Genomic DNA, 23037 nt, shown 5'->3' with positions numbered 1-23037 from the left:
GCCTTCTAAAAAAGTATAATCATGACAGAATTCTTCAGAAAACAGAAAAAAAATGTTAGAAATGACATTTTAGCCGGCATTACTGTATCATTAGCAATGATACCTGAAGTTGTAGCTTTTGCTTTCGTAGCACAAATTAGTCCTATAGTAGCGCTTTTTGGAGCTTTTGTTATTGGTATTATTTCAGCAATATTTGGTGGTAGACCAGGTCTTATTTCTGGAGCTGCAGGGGCAGTAGCTGTTATTTTTGTTCATATGATTCAAGAAGGACATGCCAAAGGCCTTTTATTTGATAACCCTGTAGAAAATATGGGCTATTTTTATTTGCTAGCAGCTGTCGTTTTAATGGGAATAATACAAGTTTTAGCCGGTCTCTTTAAACTAGGGAAATTTGTGCGTTTAATTCCACACCCTGTAATGCTAGGATTTGTAAACGGTTTAGCTATTGTTATTTTTATGGCGCAACTAGGTATGTTTACAGAAAATACAAAAGATGCTTTTGGTCAAAACATGCGTAAAACAGAATCTAAAGAACTTATTTATAATATAAGTAATAATACTGTTAGGGACTTAGTTTCTAAAACTGAATTGTTTTCAATAGAAGACAAATCTGTTATCAATATCAAAACAGGTGAAGCGGTTTTCATAATGTCAGACAATCAAGTTTTTGATGCTAAAACGAAGAAAGTTGTTTTCAATATAAAAGATAATGGTTTTTATTCAGTAAAAGATAGTGGTGTTGTGAAATCTACAATGCAAGGTGAAAAACTATATATAATGATAGGCCTTGTTTTATTAACCATGCTTATTGTATGGGGTTTGCCTAAATTAACAACCAAAATACCTGCTGCTTTAACAGCCATATTAATAGTTAGTTTAATTTCTATTTTTGGAGGTATTCAATCAATAAATGTTGGGGATTTTATTAGAGATGGTGGAGGCGTTGGTTTAAATGGCTTTAATGAATTATCTAAAAATTTAAACATCCTTGAACTTTGGAGCAATCTTCCTTTTAATTTAGAGACGTTAAAATTTATTGCTCCCTATGCTTTTCTTGCTGCTTCTGTGGGGTTAATAGAAACACTTATGACAATGAATTTAGTTGATGAATTAACTGAGACTAGAGGTGATGGAAATAAAGAATGTGTTGCACAAGGAGCTGGGAATATGCTTAGTGGTTTGTTTGGTGGAACTGGTGGTTGTGGAATGATTGGTCAAACTGTAATAAACATAAATGCTGGTGGTAGAGGCCGATTATCTGGTGTTATGATGTCTTTAACATTATTAACTTTTATTTTATTTGCTGATAAATATATAGAGCAAGTGCCAATTGCTGCTTTAGTAGGTGTAATGTTTATGATGGTTATTGAAACATTTGCTTGGTCTAGTTTTAGAATTATGAAAAAAATACCAGTATCAGATGCTTTTGTACTAATTATTGTTTCTGCAGTTACTGTTTTCTTTGATTTAGCAATTGCTGTTTTTGTTGGGGTAATTATTTCTGCATTATCATTTGCTTGGGAAAGCGCAAAGAAAATTAGAGCTAGAAAGCGTCTTAAAGAAGACGGTACAAAAATATATGAAATTTGGGGTCCTTTATTCTTTGGAAGTATAACTGCTTTTAATGAAAAATTTGATGTAAAAAATGATCCAGAAAAAGTGGAAATTGATTTTGTAGAAGCTCGTATCTCAGATCATTCTGCTATAGAAGCTATTTTTGCTTTGGTTGAAAAATACCAAGCTGAAGGCAAGAAAATAACTTTAAAACATTTAAGTGAAGATTGTAAAATTCTACTTTATAAAGCAAGTCCAATTTTTACAGGAATTATAGAAGAAGATATTGATGATCCTCGTTATCATTTAGCTGCAAATCCAGAAGACTTTCCAAAACCTTTAGGAGAATATAAGTTTTAATAAAAAATCCCGCAAAATGCGGGATTTTTTTTATTAAAACTTAATCGCTTCTATTTTTAGAATAATTAGAACAAAATACAAACTGGAGTAGGCGCAGAAATTTCACTTACAAAAGTTAACTCCCCAGTTGCAGCATCTCTTTTAAAAGAGATAATATTATCTGTATCTTGATTTGCTACTAGTAAAAACTTATCATTTGGAGATAACGAAAAATTACGAGGATTTTTCCCTAGAACAGACTCAAAACCAACCGTTTTTAAAGTTCCGTTTTCTGAGTTTACCTCATAAATAACAATAGATTCATGACCTCTATTAGAAGCGTATAAAAACTTTCCGTCTTTAGAAACATGAATGTCTGCTGCTTTACTGAAAGAAGTAAAATCTTCTGGTAATGTAGAAATTGAAGAGTCTATAAAATATTTATTTTCACTTTCTTTTACAAGTGAAACCGTGTTATTTAATTCATTTAAAACATAAATCCATTTATTATTTGGATGAAAAGTTAAATGTCTTGGACCTGCACCTTCGGCCATTTGCAAAGTTTTCTGTTCCGTTAAAACAAGTACGTCTTTTTCTGTATCAATAGTAGAAAACCACAATTGATTTGAACCTAAATCAACAGAAATTACTTCTTTTTTTGTTGGATGAAACCAAGCAGAATGTGCATGAGAAGCTTCTTGTCTTGATGTAGTTCCTTTACCAAAGTGCTGTTGCACATTTAATAATTCTGATAGTTTTCCTGTGGCATCAAATTTTAATAAACCTACGTTTCCACCAGAATAATTAGCAACTAAAATATAATTTTCATTATTTGTAGCTATAAAACATGGATGTGCTCCTCCTGTTTTACTCTTGCTAATAAAGTTTAAAGTATCCTTATCAATTAAGTAAGAGGTAACACTTCCTGTTCCATTATAATTTGTTTCATTTACAGCAAATAACGTTTTATTATCTTCTGACTTAGTCAAAAACGAAGGGTTTTTAGTAGTTGCTACTAACCCTATTATTTTTAGTTTACCTAATTCAGTTAATTCATACTTATAAATTCCTTTACCTTCTTTATTTGTGTAAGTTCCTACATAAAAATTATTATTTCTTTTAGCTGGAGTTGTTGTTTTTACTTCTTTTTTTTGACAACTGCAAAAAACAACTATTATCAGTATTAAAGGCGAAAGCTTCATTAATTAGAATATTTTAAAAATTGGCAAGCGTAAATGTGCTTGTTCGTAATGTTGAGATTTTTTATAAACAAAGTTTAATTGCGCTCTTGGGTTTTTAGAAAAAACTTCATCAGCATTTAACTTCTCTTCAAATTCTTTTTTTACTGATGGGTTTTCTTTCAAAAACTGTTCTGCAATATCTTCAAAAACATAAGCTGAATACCCTTCTTTTTGTTGTAAAATAGTATCAAAAAAGTTCCAGTTAAAAAAGGAATCAGTTGCTTCTGCTTCTAAAGTTTCTAACAGATAACGAACTCCATTTTGATTTGTTGAAATATAAATATCTCCTTTTTTAAATTGAAGTTTTTCTTTTGACTTTAAAACAGTTGTATTATAATGTAAATAATGCCCTTCATAAGCCATTTTACGCGTTTCATAATTAGCAATATGATTCACTTCTACATTTAATAAAGTATCCTTTTCAAATCTAGAAAACTGAATATTATTATTTTCTAACCGTTCAACAATTTTATGCCAACCTTGAGGTAAAATATATCCCTTAGGAATTCCTACTTCCTTGGTTACAAGAAAATTATTATAATATTTTACAGGTTTTGTAAATGGTTTAGTTCTATCATAAAACAACCGTTTTCCTGTAGTTACTTTACTGTCTATATATTCTCCTTCAAAACCTTTAAACTGTAATTCAGTTGGTTTTTTTCTATCAACTTTAAAAGCGATAGGATATGTTTTTTTCCCCAACAACTCATCAGTAGCTTTAGTTCTTAATTGTTTAATTGTTGCTGAATTTTCCTCAGTAAAATCAAAAACAGAAAATAACAATTCATAGGTTTGTGCTACTCTAATTTTATATGGTTTTAACATGTGCGTTTCCACCATTAAACCTAACGTATTAAAAAGCGTTGTATAGCCTGTAGAATACCTTGGCGAATCAAAAAATTGTGAAAATCCTGCTTCTGGAGTAGTTCCCCAAACATTTACATAAGGAGTGATTATAATTCCTTTTTTCTCTAATGATTCCTCTAGTTTAGGGCGCATTTTATTTTCTATAAATGTTCCTAAATTCCCTCCTAATTTATTATGTTGAGTAAATAAATGTGTAATTGCATATTGATAATCTGCTCCATTACTTACATGATTATCTATAAAAACATCAGGATTTACAGTGTGAAAAATTTCGGCAAAAGCTGCGGCATTTTTTGTGTCTTGTTTTATAAAGTCTCTATTTAAATCGAAGTTTCTAGCATTTCCTCTAAAACCGTATTCCTTTGGCCCGTTTTGATTTGCTCTAGTATGTGAGTTTCTATTTAAAGAACCACCAACATTGTAAACAGGAATTACTGCAATTATAGAATTTTGATATTTCTTCTTGAGAGAATCATTTTGAACAATATCTCGAAGTAACATCATAGAAGCATCAATTCCATCGGACTCTCCTGGATGAATTCCATTATTTATTAGAATTCTATTTTTTGGTGAGTTTTTAATTTCATCTACGTTAAAAATTCCTTCTTGACTGTAAAGTACTAAATGAAGTGGATTTCCAGCATCGGTTTGCCCAAAAGAGAATAAAGAAATTTCTGAATACCTTTCTGATAAATCTTTATAATAAGAGATTAACTCTGTATAAGTTGATGTTTCTGTACCGTTTGTTTTTTCAAAAATTGTTTTAAAATCTTTTGATTTAATTGATGAATCTTCACAAGAAAAGAGTACTATTAAAAACAGAAAAACAATGTTTTTTTTCATTAAAATTATTCTTTAAAATTAAGGGTTAATTTATATTTAGACGCAAAACTTTGCCCTCTTTTTTTAGCAGGAACCCATTTTTCCATTTCCAAAATAATTCTTTTTACTTCAGAATTATGCTCCTGAGTTAAACCTTTAACAATAAAAAGGTTACTAATATTTCCTTCTTTAGAAATATCAAAAGTTATAATAATGTTACCTTCTGCTCTATTAATACTAGACTCAAATTTCCTAGAGACATACTTTCTTACATATGCTTTAACTTGTTTTTTATAATAGGCTTCTGTAAAAACTTTCTTGTAGTTAAAACTCTCTTTTATATCATTCCAACTAGTTCCTTTTAATAGTCTTCCATTCTTATGCGTTTCTTCAAAAACTTTTACTTTTCCTTTATAAGCTGTCCAGCTTCCATTTTTAAATCCATTTTTATACCTTCCTTTGTGCGTATAACCATCTTCAGGAGATACAAACTCACAAAAACCATTTCCGTTTTCTACGGTTTTATCTCCTTTAGCATCCCAAAAGCTCATAACTAAAAGAACCTTATTATCATTAAAAAAAGTTTCTTTAGAACGCTTCTCTTCAGATCTTTTTTTTCCATTTTCGTAAAAATAGGTCCAAAGACCATCTGCTTTTCTACCGTTAAGTGTCTCACCTTCAGATGATTTTTCTCCATTTTTATGATAAGAAGTAAAAACACCGTTGGATATTAATTCTTGCAAGCCATTTGTTATAAACTTAGAGTCTAAAGCATACTTGTTAGAATTCGATTCTAGCACGTACTTTTCTACCTTAAAACTGTTTAAATTATTAAGGTTAGCCTCTTTAAGAATAACGAATGTATCTGTTCTTAAATAGGTTGCTCTATTGTTTTGGTAGTACAATGTATCACCAACTTTATAATATGAATTTGTTTGACCAATACTTAAAAAAGAGATCAACATTAAAACTGTTAATACTACTATCTTTTTCATTTTACTTTTCCTTATTATTGTTTACTCTTACACTTTTAGGAACTAATTTAGTATAGTCTCCATTGTATCTAATAACCTCTCTAACAATTGATGATGAAATATAAGATGTACTTGCTGCAGTTAATAAAAAGACAGTTTCAATAGCTGCTAAAGCTCTATTTGTATGCGCTATTGCTTTTTCAAACTCAAAATCTGCCGGGTTTCTTAATCCTCTTAAAATAAACTCTATATCGTTTTTAACACAAAAATCTACAGTTAGGCCTTTATAAGTAACTACCTTAATTTTTGGGTTATCTTTAAATGAATCTTCTATAAATTTTTTACGTTGCTCAAGAGAGAACATGTATTTTTTATCAGAATTTACACCTATAGCGATAATTAGCTCATCAAATAATGTTACTCCACGAGTAATAATATCATAATGACCAGATGTAATTGGATCAAAAGATCCTGGAAAAATTGCTCTTTTCATATGTCCCTCTTTAATACTTTTGAAGTATAAAAATTAATCATCTATAAAAATAGAAAAAAACTTAAAAACCCGTTACTTAATTAACTCAATTTAAGCTTATGTAGGGAACTTTCTATCGCATTACCAAATAGTTCTTTTAATGATATTCCTGCTGCTTTTGCTTGCTGAGGTAAAATACTCTCTTCTGTAAGCCCAGGAACAGTATTCATTTCCAAGAAATAGGGTTCGCAATTTACTAAAATATATTCAGAACGTGAAAATCCTGACATATTTAAAATAGTATAAATTTTCTTTGAAATCGCTTCTACTTTGCTTTTTTCTTCTAATGAAATTCTAGCAGGCGTTATCTCTTGAGATTTTCCTTGATATTTTGCCTCGTAATCAAAAAAGTCATTCTCTGAAACAATCTCTGTAATTGGCAATACTTTTACTTCGCCTTTATATTTAATTACGCCAACAGATACTTCTACACCATCTAAAAATGATTCAATTAAAATTTCTGAATCTTCTTTATACGCTTTTTCAATTGCTGGCAAAATGTCTTCTTTTGTATGTGCTTTAGAAATACCATAACTAGAACCTGCATTGTTTGGTTTTATAAAACACGGCAAACCTACTTTTGCTATAATTTTATCTAAATGAACATCATCTCCTTTGTTTAAATAGACAGAAACTGCCGTTTTAATACCATATTCTTTTACAACACTTAGGGTATCTCTTTTATTAAAAGTTAATGCCATTTGATAAAAGGGTGCAGATGTATAGCTCAAACCTATTAAATCAAAATAGCCTAACAACCTTCCGTTTTCTCCTGGATTACCATGAATTGCATTAAAAACACAATCAAAAACAACAACATTTCCATTAAATAAAAATGAAAAGTTGTTTTTATCAATTGGATATTCAACATTATTATCATCTAAAGCAACCCATTTTTCTTTTAAAATATGAACTCTAAAAGAATTATATTTCTCTTTATCTAAATGGGTATAAACAACATTTCCGCTGGTTAAAGAAATATTTACTTCGGATGAATAACCACCCATTACAATTGCTATGTTTTTTCTCATTAATTCTAAAAATAATTAAACAAATTTATAGAAATATTTATAGAAATACCAACGTTTAGTTTTTATATCTTTGCGTGTTCTAAAAATCAAAAAAATGAGTGTTGTTCAGTTTCTTAAAAGTAAATCGTTTTTTAAACAAATTGCAATTGCAATTATTGGTTTATTAGTATTTGTATTTATTTTAAAATATTGGTTAGGAGTTAGTACAAACCATGACCAAAAAATACAAGTTCCAGATTTACAAAAAATGTCTTTAGCAGATGTAGAAAATAAATTAAAGGAGATAAACTTAGATTACAAAGTTATTGATAGTGTAAGTTTTAATCCTAATTACCCAAAAAAATCTGTTATAGAACAAACCCCCGAAGCTGGAGGTTTTGTAAAAGAAAAAAGAAAAATATACTTAACATTAAACCCTTCTAAATACAGAGATGTTTCTATACCTGATTTAAACGGAAGAACAAAAAGACAAGCAATTTCTGAACTGCGTTCTACCGGTTTTATTATTGGAAGTGATTTTACGTATGTAAATGATATAGGAAAAGATGTTGTTAGAGGATTACGTTACAAAGGAAAAATTTTAAACCCACAAGATAAATTACCATTAAACTCAATTATAGATTTGGTTTTAGGTGATGGAAAAGGAAATTAGTTATTAGTACAATTATGCAAGAAAACCAGAATCAAGATTTAGAAAACGAAGAGCTTTACGAACATTATAACTTTACGGCAAGTGTTGGTCAAGAACCTCTAAGAGTAGATAAGTTTTTAATGAACTTTATAGAGAATTCTACAAGAAGTAAAATACAACAAGCTGCAAAAGCTGGAAATATTTTAGTGAATGATGTAGTTGTAAAATCGAACCATAAAATTAAGCCAAATGATGTTGTACGTGTTGTTTTAACGTATCCACCAGCAGAACAATTATTGGTTGCAGAAGATATTCCTTTAGATATTATTTATGAAGATGATACTGTAATTGTAGTAAATAAGCCTGCAGGAATGGTTGTGCATCCGGGACATGGAAATTATTCTGGAACGTTAGTAAATGGTTTAATTCATCATATAGAAAATTTACCAACAAATTCTAATGAACGCCCAGGTTTAGTGCATAGAATTGATAAAGATACAAGTGGGTTATTAGTAGTTGCTAAAACCGAATTTGCAATGGCTAATTTGTCTAAGCAGTTTTTTGATAGAACTACAGAACGTTTATATTATGCGTTAGTTTGGGGGCGTGTTGAAGAAGACGAAGGTAGAATTGAAGGTAATATTGGGAGAAGTTTAAAAAATCGTTTGCAGATGGATGTTTTTACTGAAGGTGATTTTGGAAAACATGCTGTTACTCATTATAAAGTTTTAGAGCGTTTAACCTATGTTACTTTAGTACAATGTAAATTAGAAACTGGTAGAACACACCAAATTAGAGCGCATTTTAAACATATTGGGCATACACTATTTAATGATGAGCGTTATGGTGGAGATGATATTTTAAAAGGGACCACTTTTACTAAATACAAACAGTTTGTAAATAACTGTTTTAAGGTGTTACCAAGACAAGCTTTACATGCAAAAACACTAGGTTTTACACACCCTACAACTGGTGAGTTTATGCAGTTTAATACTGAAGTACCACAAGATATTACAGATTGTTTAGAAAAATGGAGAACGTATTCTGAGAATTCTAAAGAACAAACGGAATAGGTATTTGTTTAATTTGTAGTACCCATTTTTAAAAAATACAAGAAAAAAACTATAACGTAATGTTGTAGTTTTTTTTATTAAACGGCATATTAATATAGCTAAAGAGTCTGTTAGATTATTCTTTTTAAGCTAAAAATGCTCTTTTTAACCATGATAATTATCATAGTTAAAAAGATTAAAAAGGCATTATTTTACTATAATTATTAGAAATGAGAATACCCATTTCTGTAATACAACAATTGATTTCAATTCTAATAAAAATCAGTAAAATGAAACATTTTATCCTTAGTGCAATTGCATTTATTATTGTTAGTTTCCACTCAATAGGGCAAGATTTATCTCCATATATAAAGGTTGGTGAATCTTCATCTTCAATTGAAGACGTTACAAAAAAAGTAATACAAACATTAAAAGAGAATTCATTTACAGTATTAGGCACCTATAATCCTTCAAACAAGAATTCTTTAGGGGTTATTGCTTTTACAAGAACCGATTTAAAAAATACCGTAATTAAAGTAAAAGACAGAGGTGCTCTAGCAGCAATAATGAAAGTTGGTTTTGTTAAAAAAGGTGAAAAAGTAGTTATTTCTTATACAAATCCAGACTATATATTAAGAGCTTATTTACCCAATGATTACAGTAAATACAAAAGTACATTTGTAAAATTTAGCCACGATATTAAAACAACTTTAGCATCATTAGGGAATGAATTTACACCTTTTGGCGGTACTGTTAAAGCAGAGAAGCTTGCAAAATATCATTATAAAATATTGATGCCTTATTTTGAAGACGCTGTGGAGTTAAATAAATTTTCTTCGTTTGAAGAAGGTTTAAAAATAATAACAAAAAACCTAGAAGCAAAAAAAGGAAATACTTTAAAGGTTTATAAACTAGTTTATGAAAATGTGGCCGTATTTGGTGTTGGTTTGCAGAATAAAGAAGACGGGGAATCTCATTTTTTACCTAAAATAGGAGAAGATCATGTTGCTGCTTTACCTTATGAAATAATTTTACAAGGTAATAAAGCTACAATGCTTCATGGAAAATATAGAATTGCTTTACATTGGCCAGAACTTAGTATGGGAACATTTATAAAGATTATGAGCACACCGGGAGATATTAAAGATACACTTGAAGCTTTGTGTAAATAATTTATACCTTTTTTAAATTCAGAAATTGATAAAGGAAAATATGTGTTATAACCTAAATCATTTAACTTAGTTATAACACATATTTTCCTTCTTCTTTATAAATTGCAGCTATTTGCTAATAAGTGTCTTTATGTATTTCAACAAATTTCATTTAACAACATCCTGAAGTAGGATCGCAACAAGAAGATTGGTCTTGTAGTTCTGCTATTTTAAGTTTTGGTTTTTCTGCAGGTATTCCACAAGCATCTAAAGCTAAACAAGCCGTTAATTTTGACGTTAATAAAAAGTTTTTTCCATCAAAATCTAAATTGTATTTACCAATAGTTTCTTTTCCTTGATATTCCACTTCAATCTCTAAGTCCTCAAACTTAAAAATCTTTTCAGAAAGCCCTATAATCTGTGCCAATTTCTCTGGATGTAATCTGTGATCGTAATCATTTTCCTCCCAAAGTTGAAAATTAATTACAGTTTCGCATCTAACTTTACCTCCACAATCTATAAAATCTTTGGTAACTTTACCCACTTCTGTTACATGAAAATGACTTGGCACTAACTCTCCATTTGGTAATTGAAAAGCTATTTCATTTAAATTTTTTAAGTGATTTTTTATTTCTGATAACTTCATAATTTCTTTTTTATTTATTAATTTTTGAGAATACATACAACATTTCTGTTGCTATTTGTAAACTTCTTTCTTGATACTTTGCTGCTTGTTGAGCTGTTTCATCAAATAATTTTGGATCTTCATACATAATAGGAATTCTTTTTTCTGCACCAGCTATAAAAGGACAACCTACATCTGCGTTAGAGCAAGTCATAATTGCTGCAAATTCTGAAACAGGATTAAATTCATCATCATATTTTTTAGAAAAACCAATAATTGAATGTGAATTATCATCAAACTTTATTGCGTATACAGGATTTGTTCCTTCAGAAATTTCTTTAATTTTAAATCCCACATTTTTTAATGTTTCTGCTACTTTAGGAAACATTGCTGTTGCTTCCGTTCCTCCAGAATACGTTTTTACATTTTTTATATTGTAATAAGTAGCCACTGTTTGTGCCCAAATTTGAGTTAAATGACTTCTTCTAGAATTATGAGTACAAATAAAGTTGATGTTCACTTCTTTATCTGCATCCACCTTTTCTTGCACAAAATTTATAAGTGGTTGTAAAACTTCTTTTCTCGCATCAGAAATAGTATTAATGTCTAATGCTAATATTACTTTTTTTATTGTTTGGTACATTCTTATTCTAATTTATTTTTTAACAACAGTTTTCTACTGAACTTTTATCTAAAAATTGACTTAATATATTTTTAACTTTATCCCAATTTTCTTGATCTATACAATAACAAACACTTGTGCCATCTATAGTTCCTTTAATCAACCCTACTTTTTTTAATTCTTTTAAATGCTGAGAAATAGTAGGTTGTGCCAAACCAATATCTTTTACTAAATCTCCACAAACACAAGATTTCAACTTAATTAAAAAATCTAAAATTGCAATTCTTGCAGGGTGACCTAACACTTTTGCAATGGCAGCAATTTCATTTTGTTCTTCTGTAAATATTTCTGACTTGGTTAAACCCATTATAATTTGTTTATTGCAATATTACGATTAATAAATAAAATAAAGCCGATATCATGCTAAGTAAATAATGAATTATTTACTTAGGTCAAACATATAACCTACTGAGAAATTTAAAAAACCCGTGGTGTCTATGTTGTTTTCATTTACCAAAGCGTTAGGTAAATTTAAGTTGTACCCTAATTCAAAATCCCAAGACCTTGTACTCAAAGAAAAAGGGAAATTTAATTGAGTATTCAATAAATCAAACACATCAAAATTAAAAGTACTTAAAACTCTTTTACCAGCAACAAGAACAAATCTACTAGTGGTTATGTTCTGTTTGGCCATAATAAAATTTAATCTTGGTTTAAAACGTAGTGCAAAGTTAGAAGTTCTCTTTAAAGTAAAGTTCAAAAAACTACTAGAAATTAATTGGTAACTTTCTTCTGTTCCAAATAAATATGAGGCAGAAAAAGTAGTACCAAAAGTTCGTTTTTTATTTCTTATTCCTAGGCTAACATCCAACGAATTTATAAATTCATCATAACCATCTGAATAAAAATATTTAGAATACCCTAAATTATAAGTTACTGTTTTATTTTTTCCAAGCGCATTAAAGTATCCTAAAGAAACACTTGTAAAATCCCAACTTGGAGCAAAGCTTTGATAATAAACACCTGAAATACTTGCATTAAATCCTGATGAATGGTAGTAAGAAACTTGTGGAATTAAATTGAACTGGTCTGTACCAGAATCTCTTCCAGAGAAAAAAGTATTGCTATTATAAGAAACGGAAGTGTATAAAAAATTATAGGAAAAATCACTATCAATTAATTCATCTAAAAACTGTTGATCATTAAAAAAAAGTTCATCTAATAAACCATCAATATCATCCAAATTATCTTCTTGTCCATAAGAACAAAAAGAGGTTGCCATTGTAAACAATAGCAACCCTAAAAATTTTATAGTTGTTCTAATTTCCTGAAAAGGATATATCATATGTTTATACACTAGTTTCCTCTTACTCTCCTTTTCTTTCCGTCATTAGAATTTTCTCTTGGCCCATTTCTAAGCTCTCCTCTATCTTTTGTTTCTCTAATTTTATCTATTCGCTCTTTTAACATTTTTCGTTGTTCTCCAGTAAGCGTTTTTCTAAAATTATCTCTCGTTTGTCTTAAACGTATTTGCTGATTTTTAATAAGACCTTTTTGTGACCCAGAAAAAGAAGACCGTAAACGTTTTCTTATTTCATTTTTAGAAATAGTTTTATCTCTTAAAATAGCTAATTGTTCTTTTGTAAGTGTGGCTTTAAATACTTCTCTATCTGCCTTCATCACCTGCCTTTCTTTCTGCAATAATGCCCTCTGCTCTTTAGAGAGCTCTTTAGTAATTACATCGTAATTAGAATCTTGAGCAAAAAGTGTTGTATTAAAGAACATCAAACTCATAAAGCTAACTATATATATGATGGTTTTTAATTTCATTTTTTATGTATTATTTTACTCTTAAACATCTAAAGTACAAAATTACAATTTATTAATTACAAGCTTCTTTTGCAGCATCCATCTCTGTTGCGTCACTTATAGTAGCAGTTGTATCATCTCTATACATAATATCTACAGGATAATTTAAACTTGCTTTTTCTGTAGCATCAGGGTTTGCTTTACACCATTCTCTAAGTAATTTAAAATCTGCTCTTTCAGCTACTTCAATTACAGAAGCATCTGCCATTGTAAAACTTATAGGCAATACTAATTTAAAACACTTTCTTTTATCCTTTCCTTTTTTACAAGAATCTTTAACCGCAGCTAACTCATCACTATCAATTAAAGTTTGTACAGTTCCGTCTTCTAAAGAAACATCTACTGGAAAAACTAATTCTGGACGCTCTGTTGCATCAGGATTTTCGGTATACCATTCTCTAATTAAAGTCCAATCATCACCACTTGTTAAAGTGATTGATGTATCATCTGGCATAATAAAGTCTATAGGAAAAACGAATTCAAAACATTTTGATCTTCTCTTTTTTCTCTTTTCATTTCTGTCTGCTAATTGTTTTCCTTCAACAGAGAAATATACATCACTTTTTGAAGCTTCTCTAGATTTATTATCTGTAGCGATACCCACTTTATAACCTAAACCTGCTGCTAATTGAACAGTTTCAACATAACTATCAGCTAAATCTCCATTTAGAGCTGTTTCTGTTGAAGAAGGCAAAGAGGCAACTTCAACAGTAGTTTTTGATGCTGATTCAATTTTTTCAATTAAAGTTGTGTCATCTAATGTCATTTCTGTATCTAAGTCTGAATTTTCAGAACAAGAAGTAAATAACAGTGCCGATAATAAAAATGCCGAAATTGTTAAAAATAAGACACCTGATTTTAAAATGTTTTCTTTTGAAATTGTAGTTTTCATAATTTTAATATTTAAATTAATAATTGTTTCTATTTACTTAGAACTACGTTTTTTAAAATAGTTTGAACTTTTTATAAAATAATTGTTTCAATAAATTTATAGTCTGTGTAATTATCTATTAATGAGTCTTCTATAAATAATGAATTTAAAAAAACTTCATCCATTTTTTGTTCAGAAAGCTCTGCTTTTATTACAACTTCATTCAATAAAGTTACATCTGCAAACGCTTCTATTTCTGAATCTTCTATAAATAAAGAATTAATTAATATATCATCTGAAAAAGAGAACAACTCAAAATCGTTTGGTGTAAAGTCATCAACTTTATTCGCATTTTGTAACCATATTGTTAAGCTCAAAATAAAAACTAAAGAAGATGCAACTGCATACCTAAATCTTGACTGCATCCAAAAAACGAGTTGTTTTTTCTCTTGAATTTCTATTGATTTTACTTTTTCTAAAATTGAAAGTTTAGATTTTTTAAAATAATCTTCAGGAATAGCTGTGCCCAAATATCTTTTATGCTGATTAGAAACATCGCCTTTAAAACCTTCTTTTAGAAAGTTGTTCTTATTTTTATTTTCTGATGAATTTTCCATACTATAAATGTTAGACCCTTCTTTTTTAAAATAGTTTTAATTTTAAACTAAAATTTTTTCTTCAATAATTTTTACTGCTGTATAATAAGTTGATTTTAAAGTGCTTTCCGATACTTTTAAAAGCTCAGAAATTTGCCTAAAACTCATATCATCAAAGTATTTCATATGAAAAATTCGTTTTTGTTTCTCAGAAAAACCATCTATAATTTTATGTAACTTTTGCTGAATTTCATCTCCATCAAAATAGTCATCTTCAAATAAAACTTTTAAATTAGATTCAGAAACGTCATCAATATTATCGTAAGATTTTTTGTTATTTTTTTCTAAAAAACGGATAGCTTCATTATAAGCAATTCTATACATCCAAGTATGTAATGTGCTTTTTTCTTGAAAATTTAGAATGCTTTTATAAACTCTAATAAAGGTGTTTTGTAATACATCATCCGCATTTTCATGTGTACTAACAATCTTTCTAATATGCCAATACAAACGTTCTTGATAGACATCAAGAAGCTCATTAAAAGCAATATCTTTTAATGCTGGATTCTTCAACTTTTTAACTAGTTCAGCTTCTTTATCCAAGTTTACTTTGGTTAATTTTTATTATTAGACCTCTAAAAATAGTAATAGTTTGATGAATTGTTAAAATAAAATCAACTTAAATAAATTTTATAAATGTGATTATCAATTTAAAGTAATAATTTGGTTTGAAAGTTCTTTATATGAATTGTATTTTTACCGTTCAATTTTAATTCATTCAACACAAATGAAAATCATAATATCTCCTGCAAAATCTTTAGACTTTGAAAGTAAAGTACCAACTGGTTTATATACACAACCTCGTTTTTTAGAAGAATCTAATAAATTGAATAAAAAACTAAAAACACTTTCAAAAAATAAATTATCAGATCTAATGTCTATTTCTAGCGATTTATCTGCGTTAAATTATGAGCGAAATCAAAATTGGAAAACGCCTTTTAATCAAGAAAATGCCAAACAAGCTATTTATGCTTTTACAGGTGAAGTTTTTAGAGGAATAGATGTAAATTCTTTAAAAGAAGACAAATTACCACTTTTACAACAGCGTTTAAGAATTATATCTGGCTTATATGGTTTGTTAAAACCTTTAGATTTAATACAACCTTATCGTTTAGAAATGGGAACAAAACTAAAAGTTGGAAGAACAGAAAATTTATACAAATTTTGGGACAATAAGATTGTAAACTCTCTAAATGATGAGCTTTCAGAAAATGAATTGGTTATAAATTTAGCAAGCTCAGAATACTTTAAAGTCATTCCTAAAAAACTTTTAAAAGTACCTATGATTACTCCTGTTTTTAAAGATTTTAAAAACGGAGAATATAAAACGATTATGACATTTGCAAAAAAAGCACGTGGATTAATGGTGCGTTATATTATAGATAATAATTTAAAAACTATTGAAGATTTAAAAGGCTTTAATGTTGATAATTATCGTTTTTCTGAAGAAATGTCTTCTGGAAATGATTTGTTTTTTACTCGTTAATTTTTCATTTTGTACATCACCCAAGTATGTGGCGCTGTTACTGCAAATAAAATCACAAAAACTACAGTAGCAAACAACTCTACCTGTGGAACTAATTGATATAAAATCAATAACCCAATGATGCTAATTACCCAATAGATTAGTGCTTTTTTTATATAAAAAAAAATAGTTTTTTTATTTAAATTTCCTGAAATAAATTCTATCTGATGAATAATAGAAGGTATAGAATGCCAAAAAATAAAATAAATAGCGAAACCCAATATTAAAGAAGAGCTTTTGAAGACGAGAAAAAGTAACATTAAATAAAAGAGCTCTTCTATAAATATTTTCGACTTATTTCTTTTAGTTAAAATCAGGTACAAACTTCCTATAAATAAAAATACAGCACTCATAAGTAAGGTTATTTCTATTTGAAACTCAGTGAAGGTTAAACCTGTTAGTTCTCTCATAATTACATCAACATCAGTAATAGATTGATAAAAAATTAAGGAAAAGATAAACATCCCGTATGCTAAAAAATATAAAGAATTAAATAATACGTTTACGTTTATTTTCTTGCTAAGGTGTTCTTCTCCGAAATGATAAGAGCTCAATAAAACAAATAATAATATAGCTACAAAAGGGCTAAACATATAAATTATTAGACATAGAATAATTATACTAACATAAATTATAAGGTTTTTTATAAACGTCTTGTCCTTTTTCTCCTTTATTGATAAAATCAACAAATCATTCGCTCCATGCAAAATACCTAACGAAATCACCATTACATATGCTAAAAAATCTTCGACTACTTCTCCAAATTGAATACTTACCCAAAGTAAGAAAAACGTAAGAAAAAGCATTAAATTTTGATAATTTCTATTAAATAATGTATTCATGTTGTAAAGTTAATAATTTTATTCATATATTTGGTTTAATGTTTTCATTAAAACATTAAACATTAATTATTTTACTAACTTAATTTATTCAAATATTATGAATTTATCGATTAACTTTCTTTCCGTTGCAAAAATGGATCCAAGTGATTATGTTGGGTTTACATTTTTTGTAGGCTGCATGGCTATGATGGCTGCTGCAGTATTTTTCTTTTTATCAATGAATAGTTTTGATAAAAAATGGAGAACTTCACTATTAGTTTCTGGTTTGATTACTTTCATTGCTGCAGTTCATTATTGGTATATGAGAGACTATTGGGCTTCTAACGGAGAATCTCCAACCTTCTTTAGATACGTTGATTGGGTCTTAACTGTTCCCTTAATGTGTGTAGAGTTCTATTTAATCTTAAAAGTTGCAGGAGCTAAAAAATCTTTAATGTGGAGATTAATCTTCTTATCAGTTATTATGCTGGTAACGGGTTATATAGGAGAAGTAATTGATGCACCAAATGCATGGTTATGGGGTCTTATATCTGGCTTGGCTTACTTCGTAATTGTTTATGATATCTGGTTTGGAACTGCCAAGAAACTAGCTATCGAAGCTGGTGGAGCTGTTTTAAAAGCTCACAAAACTTTATGTTGGTTTGTTTTAGTTGGTTGGGCCATTTATCCTTTAGGATATATGGCTGGAACTGAAGGCTGGTACTCTGGAGTATTTGGTGGCTTAAATATGGATGTTATTTATAACATTGGAGATGCCATAAACAAAATAGGATTTGGATTGGTAATTTATAATTTAGCCGTTCAAAGTTCTGAAAATAAATAACATTGTTTAGTTAGTTTTTTCTGAAAGCCCAAAAGTCTTAAAAAGCTTTTGGGCTTTTTTTTAACAATCTACCAATCTAACAGTAACTGCCAAACCACCTTCAGAAGTTTCTTTGTAATTTTTGTTCATGTCTTTTGCTGTTTCCCACATTGTATCAATCACTTTATCTAACGGAACTTTTGTTTCTTTTGGATCTGTATCTAAAGCCATTTCTGCTGCATTAATTGCTTTAATTGCTCCCATTGCATTTCTTTCTATACAAGGAATTTGAACCAAACCACCAATTGGATCACATGTTAAACCTAAATGATGTTCCATTGCAATTTCTGCTGCAACCAAACTTTGTGCTGGCGTTCCACCTAACAATTCTGTTAACGCTGCCGCTGCCATTGCAGATGACACTCCAATTTCTGCTTGACAACCTCCCATTGCAGCTGAAATAGTGGCATTTTTCTTAAAAATACTTCCAATTTCTCCAGCAACTAGTAAGAATTTTTTAATCTGCTTAAAGTCAGCCTCATGATTTTCAATTACTAAATAATACATTAAAACTGCAGGAATTACTCCTGCACTTCCATTAGTTGGTGCAGTTACAACTCTTCCTAAAGAAGCATTTACTTCATTTACAGAGAGCGCAAAACAACTTACCCATTTTAAAATTTCTCTAAATTTTACCTCTGTACTTCTAATTGCAGTAATCCATTCTTTTGGATTTGTATAAGAACTATCTTTTATTAATTTATCATGAGTTTCTGCAGCTCTTCTTTTTACATTTAATCCACCTGGAAGAATTCCTTTAGAATGACAACCAACATACATACATTCTAACATGGTTTCCCAAATTCTATTGATTTCAAAATCTATTTTATCCCCAGAATTTAAAACCAATTCATTCTGATAAACAATATCTGAAATTAATAAATTTTCTTTTTCACAATATTGTTCTAATTGAAGTGCTTTATTCATTGGGAAAGGAAAATTTTGTTTTGATATTTCTATTTCTTCGGATAAAGAGTCTTTTTCTTGAATAATGAAACCTCCTCCTATTGAAAAATAAGTTTCTTTAGAAATAACGTCACCATTACAAAACCCTGTAAATGTCATTCCATTAGGGTTTAATGGTAAAAACTCTTTGTTAAATTTAATGTTTTCAGTAGAAAAAGAAATCATTTTCTCGTTGTTCAAAAACAACAATGAAGTTTCTTTAATACCTTTAATTATTTCGTCGATATCTTCAATAGGAATGTATTCTGGGTCTGTACCACTTAATCCTAATAAAATTGCCAAATCTGTAGCATGCCCTTTTCCTGTTAAAGATAAAGAACCATATAAATCTATTTTGATTTCATCAATCAAAAAAAAATGTTCCTTTTCTTTTAATTTTAAAATCCACTGTTGGGCAGCTCTCCAAGGACCTAATGTATGCGAACTTGATGGCCCAACACCAATCTTCAACATATCAAAAACACTAATAAATTGCGACATTCATAATTTTTTAGAAATAAATCGCTGTAAATGTAAAAAATCCAACTCAAAGAGTTGGATTTTTTTATATATAATAAAATTTATATTTTATTTATAAATAGATTGTTTTCCAAATTCAACAGCTAACATATAGTAAAGTACTGCTCTGTATTTACTTCTTTCCGATTTTCCAATAGCTTCAACAACTTTTGCAATTGCTTCGTCTAATTTTGGACCATCAGGCAAGCCTAATTTTTTTATCAAAAAGTTTTTCTTTACAGTTACGAATTCCTTTGCATCAGAACCAGAAATAGTTTCAGCATCTCTTTTATAAATTGATGGTCCTAATCCTTTTGTCACAGCTTTTAATAAATCCGCATCATATTTAAGACCTTTATCATCCATAAATTTAGAATACTGTGCTACCTTTTCGTCAAATTTATTCATGATTTTTTTTTAAAATTATATTAATAATATAATGTTTATTTCTTAAACTATTCAAATATAAGAAAATATTTATTGAATTCAAATACTTAAAACATCTCTATTATACAGACACACTTTATGTCAATATGTCACAAATATTTTCTTTATTTTTTTTAAAAACTGACATTTTACAGTCAAACAGCGGTTGGCACACCCTTTGACTAATAGAAAATGTAAAATTGAAACAAGAATTTAAAAACATAAACTAAAAATTATGAGTAAGATTATAGGAATTGATTTAGGTACAACAAACTCGTGTGTCTCTGTAATGGAAGGAAATGAGCCAGTTGTAATCCCTAACTCGGAAGGAAAAAGAACTACACCATCTATTGTTGCCTTTGTAGAAGGAGGAGAACGTAAAGTTGGTGACCCTGCTAAAAGACAAGCAGTAACAAACCCAACAAAAACTGTTTATTCTATTAAACGTTTTATGGGAAATAAATTTTCTGAATCTACTAAGGAAGCAAAAAGAGTTCCTTATAAAGTAGTAAAAGGAGATAATGATACACCAAGAGTAGATATTGATGGTCGTTTATATACGCCTCAAGAAATTTCTGCAATGGTGTTACAAAAAATGAAAAAAACTGCTGAAGACTATTTAGGAACGGAAGTTACTGAAGCAGTAATTACTGTACCAGCATATTTTAACGATGCGCAAAGACAAGCTACTAAAGAAGCTGGTGAAATTGCAGGTTTACAAGTAAAAAGAATTATAAACGAACCTACTGCTGCTGCATTGGCTTACGGTTTAGACAAATCTCATGACGATAAAAAAATTGTTGTTTTTGATTTTGGTGGTGGAACACATGATGTTTCTATCTTAGAATTAGGAGATGGCGTTTTTGAAGTATTAGCTACTGATGGAGATACGCATTTAGGTGGTGATGATGTTGATGAAAAAATCATTAACTGGTTAGCTGAAGAATTTAAATCTGACGAAGGAATCGATTTACGTGAAGACCCAATGTCTTTACAACGTTTAAAAGAAGCTGCTGAAAAAGCGAAGATTGAATTATCTTCTACTACTTCAACAGAAATTAACTTACCATATGTTACTGCTACTGCTAGTGGACCAAAACACTTAGTAAGAACTTTATCTAGATCTAAATTTGAGCAATTAATTGACGATTTAGTAAAAAGAACGATCGCACCTTGTAAAACTGCATTAAAAAATGCTGATTTAACTTTAGATGAAATAGATGAGATTGTTTTAGTTGGTGGTTCTACAAGAATACCTGCTGTACAAGAAGCTGTTGAAAAATTCTTTGGAAAAGCGCCAAGTAAAGGTGTAAACCCTGATGAAGTTGTTGCTTTAGGAGCTGCTATTCAAGGTGGAGTTTTATCTGGTGATGTAAAAGATGTATTGTTATTAGACGTTACACCTTTATCATTAGGAATTGAAACAATGGGGAATGTTTTCACAAAATTAATTGATGCAAACACAACTATTCCTACAAAAAAGTCTCAAGTATTCTCTACAGCAGTAGACAATCAACCATCAGTAGAAATTCACGTTTTACAAGGTGAAAGAGCTATGGCTGCAGATAATAATACAATTGGTCGTTTCCACTTAGATGGTTTACCTCCTGCACAAAGAGGAATTCCTCAAGTTGAAGTTACTTTTGATATTGATGCAAATGGTATTATTAAAGTTTCTGCTTTAGACAAAGGAACAAACAAATCTCATGAAATTAGAATTGAAGCTTCTTCTGGATTATCTGAAGAAGACATCGCTAAAATGAGACAAGAAGCAGAAGAAAATGCTGATGCTGATAAAGCTGCAAAAGAAACTGCAGAAAAAATCAACGAAGCAGATTCTATGATTTTCCAAACGGAAAAACAATTAAAAGAATTTGGCGAGAAATTATCTGATGATAAAAAAGGACCAATTGAAGCTGCTTTAGTTGAATTAAAAGCTGCACATGAATCTAAAGACTTAGCATCTATTGATACTGCTTTAGCAACTATCAACGAAGCTTGGAAAGTTGCATCTGAAGAGATGTATGCTGCACAAGGTGGGGCTGAAGGAGCTGATGCTGGCGCACAACAAGATCAACCTGAAGCAGATGCTCAAGGAGACAATGTTGAAGATGTAGATTTCGAAGAAGTAAAGTAAGCAGGATGTTAGATTTGTAAAACAAATCTTTACATATCGCTTATCACGATGAAAAGAGGGATCTTCTCGAAAGAATCCAAACTTGATTTGGGGTCTTCTAAGAAAGAAAATATACTTTCTTAAATAAATAAAACGCAATCATTAATTTGATTGCGTTTTTTTTTAGTTAAAAATGAGAAACAAAAACAATCTCTTTATGATTATTCATATTGCTTCATTATTTTCGCAAAACATTTTAAATATCAATTTTGAAAACCTACAACCAACACAATTTTTTTAAACATACTTTTTGTGAATTCATACAAGTTGATGACTTTGAGTTTCCAGAAGACACCAACTACAAAAGTAAATCTGAAAGCAGCTATTTTTATACTGAAGAAGGCGTTTACAGGAAATCGAATCATTGGGGAAGAGTTGCCAATTGTAGATGGAAATTAATTTCAAACGATAGCTATAAGAATCAAAAAAACGTTATTGGATTTGCAAAATGGATTGACTTCTATCCTATTAACTCATCTGAAAAAATATATTTCATTGATGTAGATTTTAAAAATAAGTCAGCAAAAATTCAAACTAAAAAAGAAAATTCAATAAATTATTTATTTACTTTTTCTGAAGCTCAAAAAAAAATAAAACAAATAAATCATCTATTTTCTGATGATAAATGGACAAAATATTTTGACGCAACTATTGATGATTTGTATTTTGAAATTGTTTCAGAATTCATCAATTCAGATAAAACGCTACAACAAATTAAATTGGAAATATAGTTACATTCGTTTTTTTTCTAGAAGCTATTTCCTGCTTTCCTTACTCGCTATTTTTGCTTCGCATGCTACTTTTAATAAAAATGTATTATTATTAAAGACAACCTCAACGAGCTCAAAAAGACCACTCAATCAGGGATAAACGTATTTAAAAAAAGATAGAAAACCCTAAAATTT

General features: G+C 29.3%; 24 protein-coding genes. 8 read left to right on the top strand and 16 right to left on the bottom strand.

All coding sequences use genetic code 11. The features are described from left to right. The first annotated feature begins 21 nt into the window (after positions 1–21). Positions 22–1914 (top strand): SulP family inorganic anion transporter, encoded by a 1893-nt coding sequence (locus BTO04_RS14150; RefSeq protein WP_087565114.1) that lies wholly within the window; start codon positions 22–24, stop codon positions 1912–1914. Positions 1915–1979: 65 nt separating this feature from the next. Here BTO04_RS14150 and BTO04_RS14145 read toward each other — a convergent pair whose 3' ends face one another. The 5 genes from BTO04_RS14145 to BTO04_RS14125 all read right to left on the bottom strand — a co-directional run bounded on the left by BTO04_RS14145 (position 1980) and on the right by BTO04_RS14125 (position 7360). Next, the gene (locus BTO04_RS14145) at positions 1980–3095 is read right to left on the bottom strand and encodes a lactonase family protein (RefSeq protein WP_087565113.1); all 1116 of its coding nucleotides are present in this window, start codon (positions 3093–3095) and stop codon (positions 1980–1982) included. Between the two features lie 3 nt (positions 3096–3098). Further along, positions 3099–4844, bottom strand: a complete 1746-nt coding sequence (locus BTO04_RS14140) for a M14 family metallopeptidase (protein ID WP_087565112.1) — start codon at positions 4842–4844, stop codon at positions 3099–3101. Between the two features lie 5 nt (positions 4845–4849). Continuing rightward, complete coding sequence (locus tag BTO04_RS14135; RefSeq protein ID WP_087565111.1) at positions 4850–5818, bottom strand: energy transducer TonB; 969 nt, start codon at positions 5816–5818, stop codon at positions 4850–4852. A gap of 1 nt (position 5819) precedes the next feature. Further along, positions 5820–6290: a pantetheine-phosphate adenylyltransferase gene (gene coaD, locus BTO04_RS14130; RefSeq protein ID WP_087565110.1), complete on the bottom strand. Its 471-nt coding sequence runs from the start codon at positions 6288–6290 to the stop codon at positions 5820–5822. Positions 6291–6370: 80 nt separating this feature from the next. Next, a complete protein-coding gene (locus BTO04_RS14125; protein WP_087565109.1) occupies positions 6371–7360 on the bottom strand; it encodes a D-alanine--D-alanine ligase in 990 nt (329 codons plus the stop codon). Positions 7361–7454: 94 nt separating this feature from the next. On the opposite strand from BTO04_RS14125, the gene BTO04_RS14120 reads away from it, so the two are divergent. From BTO04_RS14120 to BTO04_RS14110, 3 genes are all read left to right on the top strand, one after another. Next, positions 7455–8012 (top strand): PASTA domain-containing protein, encoded by a 558-nt coding sequence (locus BTO04_RS14120; RefSeq protein ID WP_087565108.1) that lies wholly within the window; start codon positions 7455–7457, stop codon positions 8010–8012. A 14-nt stretch (positions 8013–8026) separates the two neighbouring features. Continuing rightward, complete coding sequence (locus BTO04_RS14115; protein ID WP_087565107.1) at positions 8027–9064, top strand: RluA family pseudouridine synthase; 1038 nt, start codon at positions 8027–8029, stop codon at positions 9062–9064. A 269-nt stretch (positions 9065–9333) separates the two neighbouring features. Beyond that, a complete protein-coding gene (locus BTO04_RS14110) occupies positions 9334–10215 on the top strand; it encodes a hypothetical protein (RefSeq protein ID WP_087565106.1) in 882 nt (293 codons plus the stop codon). Between the two features lie 151 nt (positions 10216–10366). Here BTO04_RS14110 and BTO04_RS14105 read toward each other — a convergent pair whose 3' ends face one another. From BTO04_RS14105 to BTO04_RS14070, 8 genes are all read right to left on the bottom strand, one after another. Then, positions 10367–10840 carry a DUF6428 family protein gene (locus tag BTO04_RS14105; protein ID WP_087565432.1) on the bottom strand — a complete coding sequence of 158 codons (474 nt, stop codon included), beginning with the start codon at positions 10838–10840 and terminating at the stop codon, positions 10367–10369. Between the two features lie 10 nt (positions 10841–10850). Continuing rightward, entirely contained in the window at positions 10851–11462 is a 612-nt protein-coding gene (locus BTO04_RS14100) for a low molecular weight phosphatase family protein (RefSeq protein WP_087565105.1), read from the bottom strand. A gap of 19 nt (positions 11463–11481) precedes the next feature. Beyond that, positions 11482–11808: a helix-turn-helix transcriptional regulator gene (locus tag BTO04_RS14095; RefSeq protein WP_087565104.1), complete on the bottom strand. Its 327-nt coding sequence runs from the start codon at positions 11806–11808 to the stop codon at positions 11482–11484. 72 nt (positions 11809–11880) lie between these two features. Then, complete coding sequence (locus BTO04_RS15570) at positions 11881–12786, bottom strand: hypothetical protein (RefSeq protein WP_232455911.1); 906 nt, start codon at positions 12784–12786, stop codon at positions 11881–11883. Positions 12787–12797: 11 nt separating this feature from the next. After that, on the bottom strand, positions 12798–13271 hold the full coding sequence (locus tag BTO04_RS14085) for a hypothetical protein (RefSeq protein WP_157662477.1): 474 nt from the start codon (positions 13269–13271) through the stop codon (positions 12798–12800). A 52-nt stretch (positions 13272–13323) separates the two neighbouring features. Then, the gene (locus BTO04_RS14080; protein ID WP_087565102.1) at positions 13324–14202 is read right to left on the bottom strand and encodes a hypothetical protein; all 879 of its coding nucleotides are present in this window, start codon (positions 14200–14202) and stop codon (positions 13324–13326) included. A gap of 71 nt (positions 14203–14273) precedes the next feature. After that, positions 14274–14798, bottom strand: a complete 525-nt coding sequence (locus BTO04_RS14075; RefSeq protein WP_087565101.1) for a hypothetical protein — start codon at positions 14796–14798, stop codon at positions 14274–14276. Between the two features lie 42 nt (positions 14799–14840). After that, a complete protein-coding gene (locus BTO04_RS14070; protein WP_087565100.1) occupies positions 14841–15380 on the bottom strand; it encodes an RNA polymerase sigma factor in 540 nt (179 codons plus the stop codon). A 184-nt stretch (positions 15381–15564) separates the two neighbouring features. On the opposite strand from BTO04_RS14070, the gene yaaA reads away from it, so the two are divergent. Further along, complete coding sequence (yaaA, locus tag BTO04_RS14065; RefSeq protein WP_087565099.1) at positions 15565–16323, top strand: peroxide stress protein YaaA; 759 nt, start codon at positions 15565–15567, stop codon at positions 16321–16323. Here yaaA and BTO04_RS14060 read toward each other — a convergent pair. Continuing rightward, positions 16320–17204, bottom strand: coding sequence for a Brp/Blh family beta-carotene 15,15'-dioxygenase (locus tag BTO04_RS14060; protein ID WP_087565098.1), 885 nt, complete (start codon positions 17202–17204; stop codon positions 16320–16322). The two genes, yaaA and BTO04_RS14060, sit on opposite strands and share 4 nt — an antisense overlap. 97 nt (positions 17205–17301) lie before the next feature. On the opposite strand from BTO04_RS14060, the gene BTO04_RS14055 reads away from it, so the two are divergent. Further along, on the top strand, positions 17302–18027 hold the full coding sequence (locus BTO04_RS14055) for a bacteriorhodopsin-like (RefSeq protein WP_198342072.1): 726 nt from the start codon (positions 17302–17304) through the stop codon (positions 18025–18027). A gap of 60 nt (positions 18028–18087) precedes the next feature. On the opposite strand, the gene BTO04_RS14050 is transcribed toward BTO04_RS14055, so the two are convergent. Beyond that, positions 18088–19512 (bottom strand): L-serine ammonia-lyase, encoded by a 1425-nt coding sequence (locus tag BTO04_RS14050; RefSeq protein ID WP_087565097.1) that lies wholly within the window; start codon positions 19510–19512, stop codon positions 18088–18090. An 87-nt stretch (positions 19513–19599) separates the two neighbouring features. Then, the gene (locus tag BTO04_RS14045; RefSeq protein ID WP_087565096.1) at positions 19600–19938 is read right to left on the bottom strand and encodes a DUF2853 family protein; all 339 of its coding nucleotides are present in this window, start codon (positions 19936–19938) and stop codon (positions 19600–19602) included. A 253-nt stretch (positions 19939–20191) separates the two neighbouring features. Between BTO04_RS14045 and dnaK the strand changes: the two genes are divergently transcribed. Both dnaK and BTO04_RS14035 read left to right on the top strand, forming a co-directional pair. Then, the gene (gene dnaK / locus BTO04_RS14040) at positions 20192–22093 is read left to right on the top strand and encodes a molecular chaperone DnaK (protein WP_087565095.1); all 1902 of its coding nucleotides are present in this window, start codon (positions 20192–20194) and stop codon (positions 22091–22093) included. A 248-nt stretch (positions 22094–22341) separates the two neighbouring features. Then, positions 22342–22863 carry a hypothetical protein gene (locus BTO04_RS14035; RefSeq protein ID WP_087565094.1) on the top strand — a complete coding sequence of 174 codons (522 nt, stop codon included), beginning with the start codon at positions 22342–22344 and terminating at the stop codon, positions 22861–22863. Positions 22864–23037: the final 174 nt, after the last annotated feature.

The organism is Polaribacter sp. SA4-10 (genome assembly GCF_002163835.1).
Classification (GTDB): domain Bacteria; phylum Bacteroidota; class Bacteroidia; order Flavobacteriales; family Flavobacteriaceae; genus Polaribacter.
This window is presented reverse-complemented; position numbering and strand designations above follow the sequence as displayed.

Bases quoted from the DNA above. Each gene is read 5' to 3' on its own strand.
- BTO04_RS14150 (WP_087565114.1), top strand. From the start codon at position 22: ATGACAGAATTCTTCAGAAAACAGAAAAAAAATGTTAGAAATGACATT.
- BTO04_RS14145 (WP_087565113.1), bottom strand. From the start codon at position 3,095: ATGAAGCTTTCGCCTTTAATACTGATAATAGTTGTTTTTTGCAGTTGT.
- BTO04_RS14140 (WP_087565112.1), bottom strand. From the start codon at position 4,844: ATGAAAAAAAACATTGTTTTTCTGTTTTTAATAGTACTCTTTTCTTGT.
- BTO04_RS14135 (WP_087565111.1), bottom strand. From the start codon at position 5,818: ATGAAAAAGATAGTAGTATTAACAGTTTTAATGTTGATCTCTTTTTTA.
- coaD (WP_087565110.1), bottom strand. From the start codon at position 6,290: ATGAAAAGAGCAATTTTTCCAGGATCTTTTGATCCAATTACATCTGGT.
- BTO04_RS14125 (WP_087565109.1), bottom strand. From the start codon at position 7,360: ATGAGAAAAAACATAGCAATTGTAATGGGTGGTTATTCATCCGAAGTA.
- BTO04_RS14120 (WP_087565108.1), top strand. From the start codon at position 7,455: ATGAGTGTTGTTCAGTTTCTTAAAAGTAAATCGTTTTTTAAACAAATT.
- BTO04_RS14115 (WP_087565107.1), top strand. From the start codon at position 8,027: ATGCAAGAAAACCAGAATCAAGATTTAGAAAACGAAGAGCTTTACGAA.
- BTO04_RS14110 (WP_087565106.1), top strand. From the start codon at position 9,334: ATGAAACATTTTATCCTTAGTGCAATTGCATTTATTATTGTTAGTTTC.
- BTO04_RS14105 (WP_087565432.1), bottom strand. From the start codon at position 10,840: ATGAAGTTATCAGAAATAAAAAATCACTTAAAAAATTTAAATGAAATA.
- BTO04_RS14100 (WP_087565105.1), bottom strand. From the start codon at position 11,462: ATGTACCAAACAATAAAAAAAGTAATATTAGCATTAGACATTAATACT.
- BTO04_RS14095 (WP_087565104.1), bottom strand. From the start codon at position 11,808: ATGGGTTTAACCAAGTCAGAAATATTTACAGAAGAACAAAATGAAATT.
- BTO04_RS15570 (WP_232455911.1), bottom strand. From the start codon at position 12,786: ATGATATATCCTTTTCAGGAAATTAGAACAACTATAAAATTTTTAGGG.
- BTO04_RS14085 (WP_157662477.1), bottom strand. From the start codon at position 13,271: ATGAAATTAAAAACCATCATATATATAGTTAGCTTTATGAGTTTGATG.
- BTO04_RS14080 (WP_087565102.1), bottom strand. From the start codon at position 14,202: ATGAAAACTACAATTTCAAAAGAAAACATTTTAAAATCAGGTGTCTTA.
- BTO04_RS14075 (WP_087565101.1), bottom strand. From the start codon at position 14,798: ATGGAAAATTCATCAGAAAATAAAAATAAGAACAACTTTCTAAAAGAA.
- yaaA (WP_087565099.1), top strand. From the start codon at position 15,565: ATGAAAATCATAATATCTCCTGCAAAATCTTTAGACTTTGAAAGTAAA.
- BTO04_RS14060 (WP_087565098.1), bottom strand. From the start codon at position 17,204: ATGAATACATTATTTAATAGAAATTATCAAAATTTAATGCTTTTTCTT.
- BTO04_RS14055 (WP_198342072.1), top strand. From the start codon at position 17,302: ATGAATTTATCGATTAACTTTCTTTCCGTTGCAAAAATGGATCCAAGT.
- BTO04_RS14050 (WP_087565097.1), bottom strand. From the start codon at position 19,512: ATGTCGCAATTTATTAGTGTTTTTGATATGTTGAAGATTGGTGTTGGG.
- BTO04_RS14045 (WP_087565096.1), bottom strand. From the start codon at position 19,938: ATGAATAAATTTGACGAAAAGGTAGCACAGTATTCTAAATTTATGGAT.
- dnaK (WP_087565095.1), top strand. From the start codon at position 20,192: ATGAGTAAGATTATAGGAATTGATTTAGGTACAACAAACTCGTGTGTC.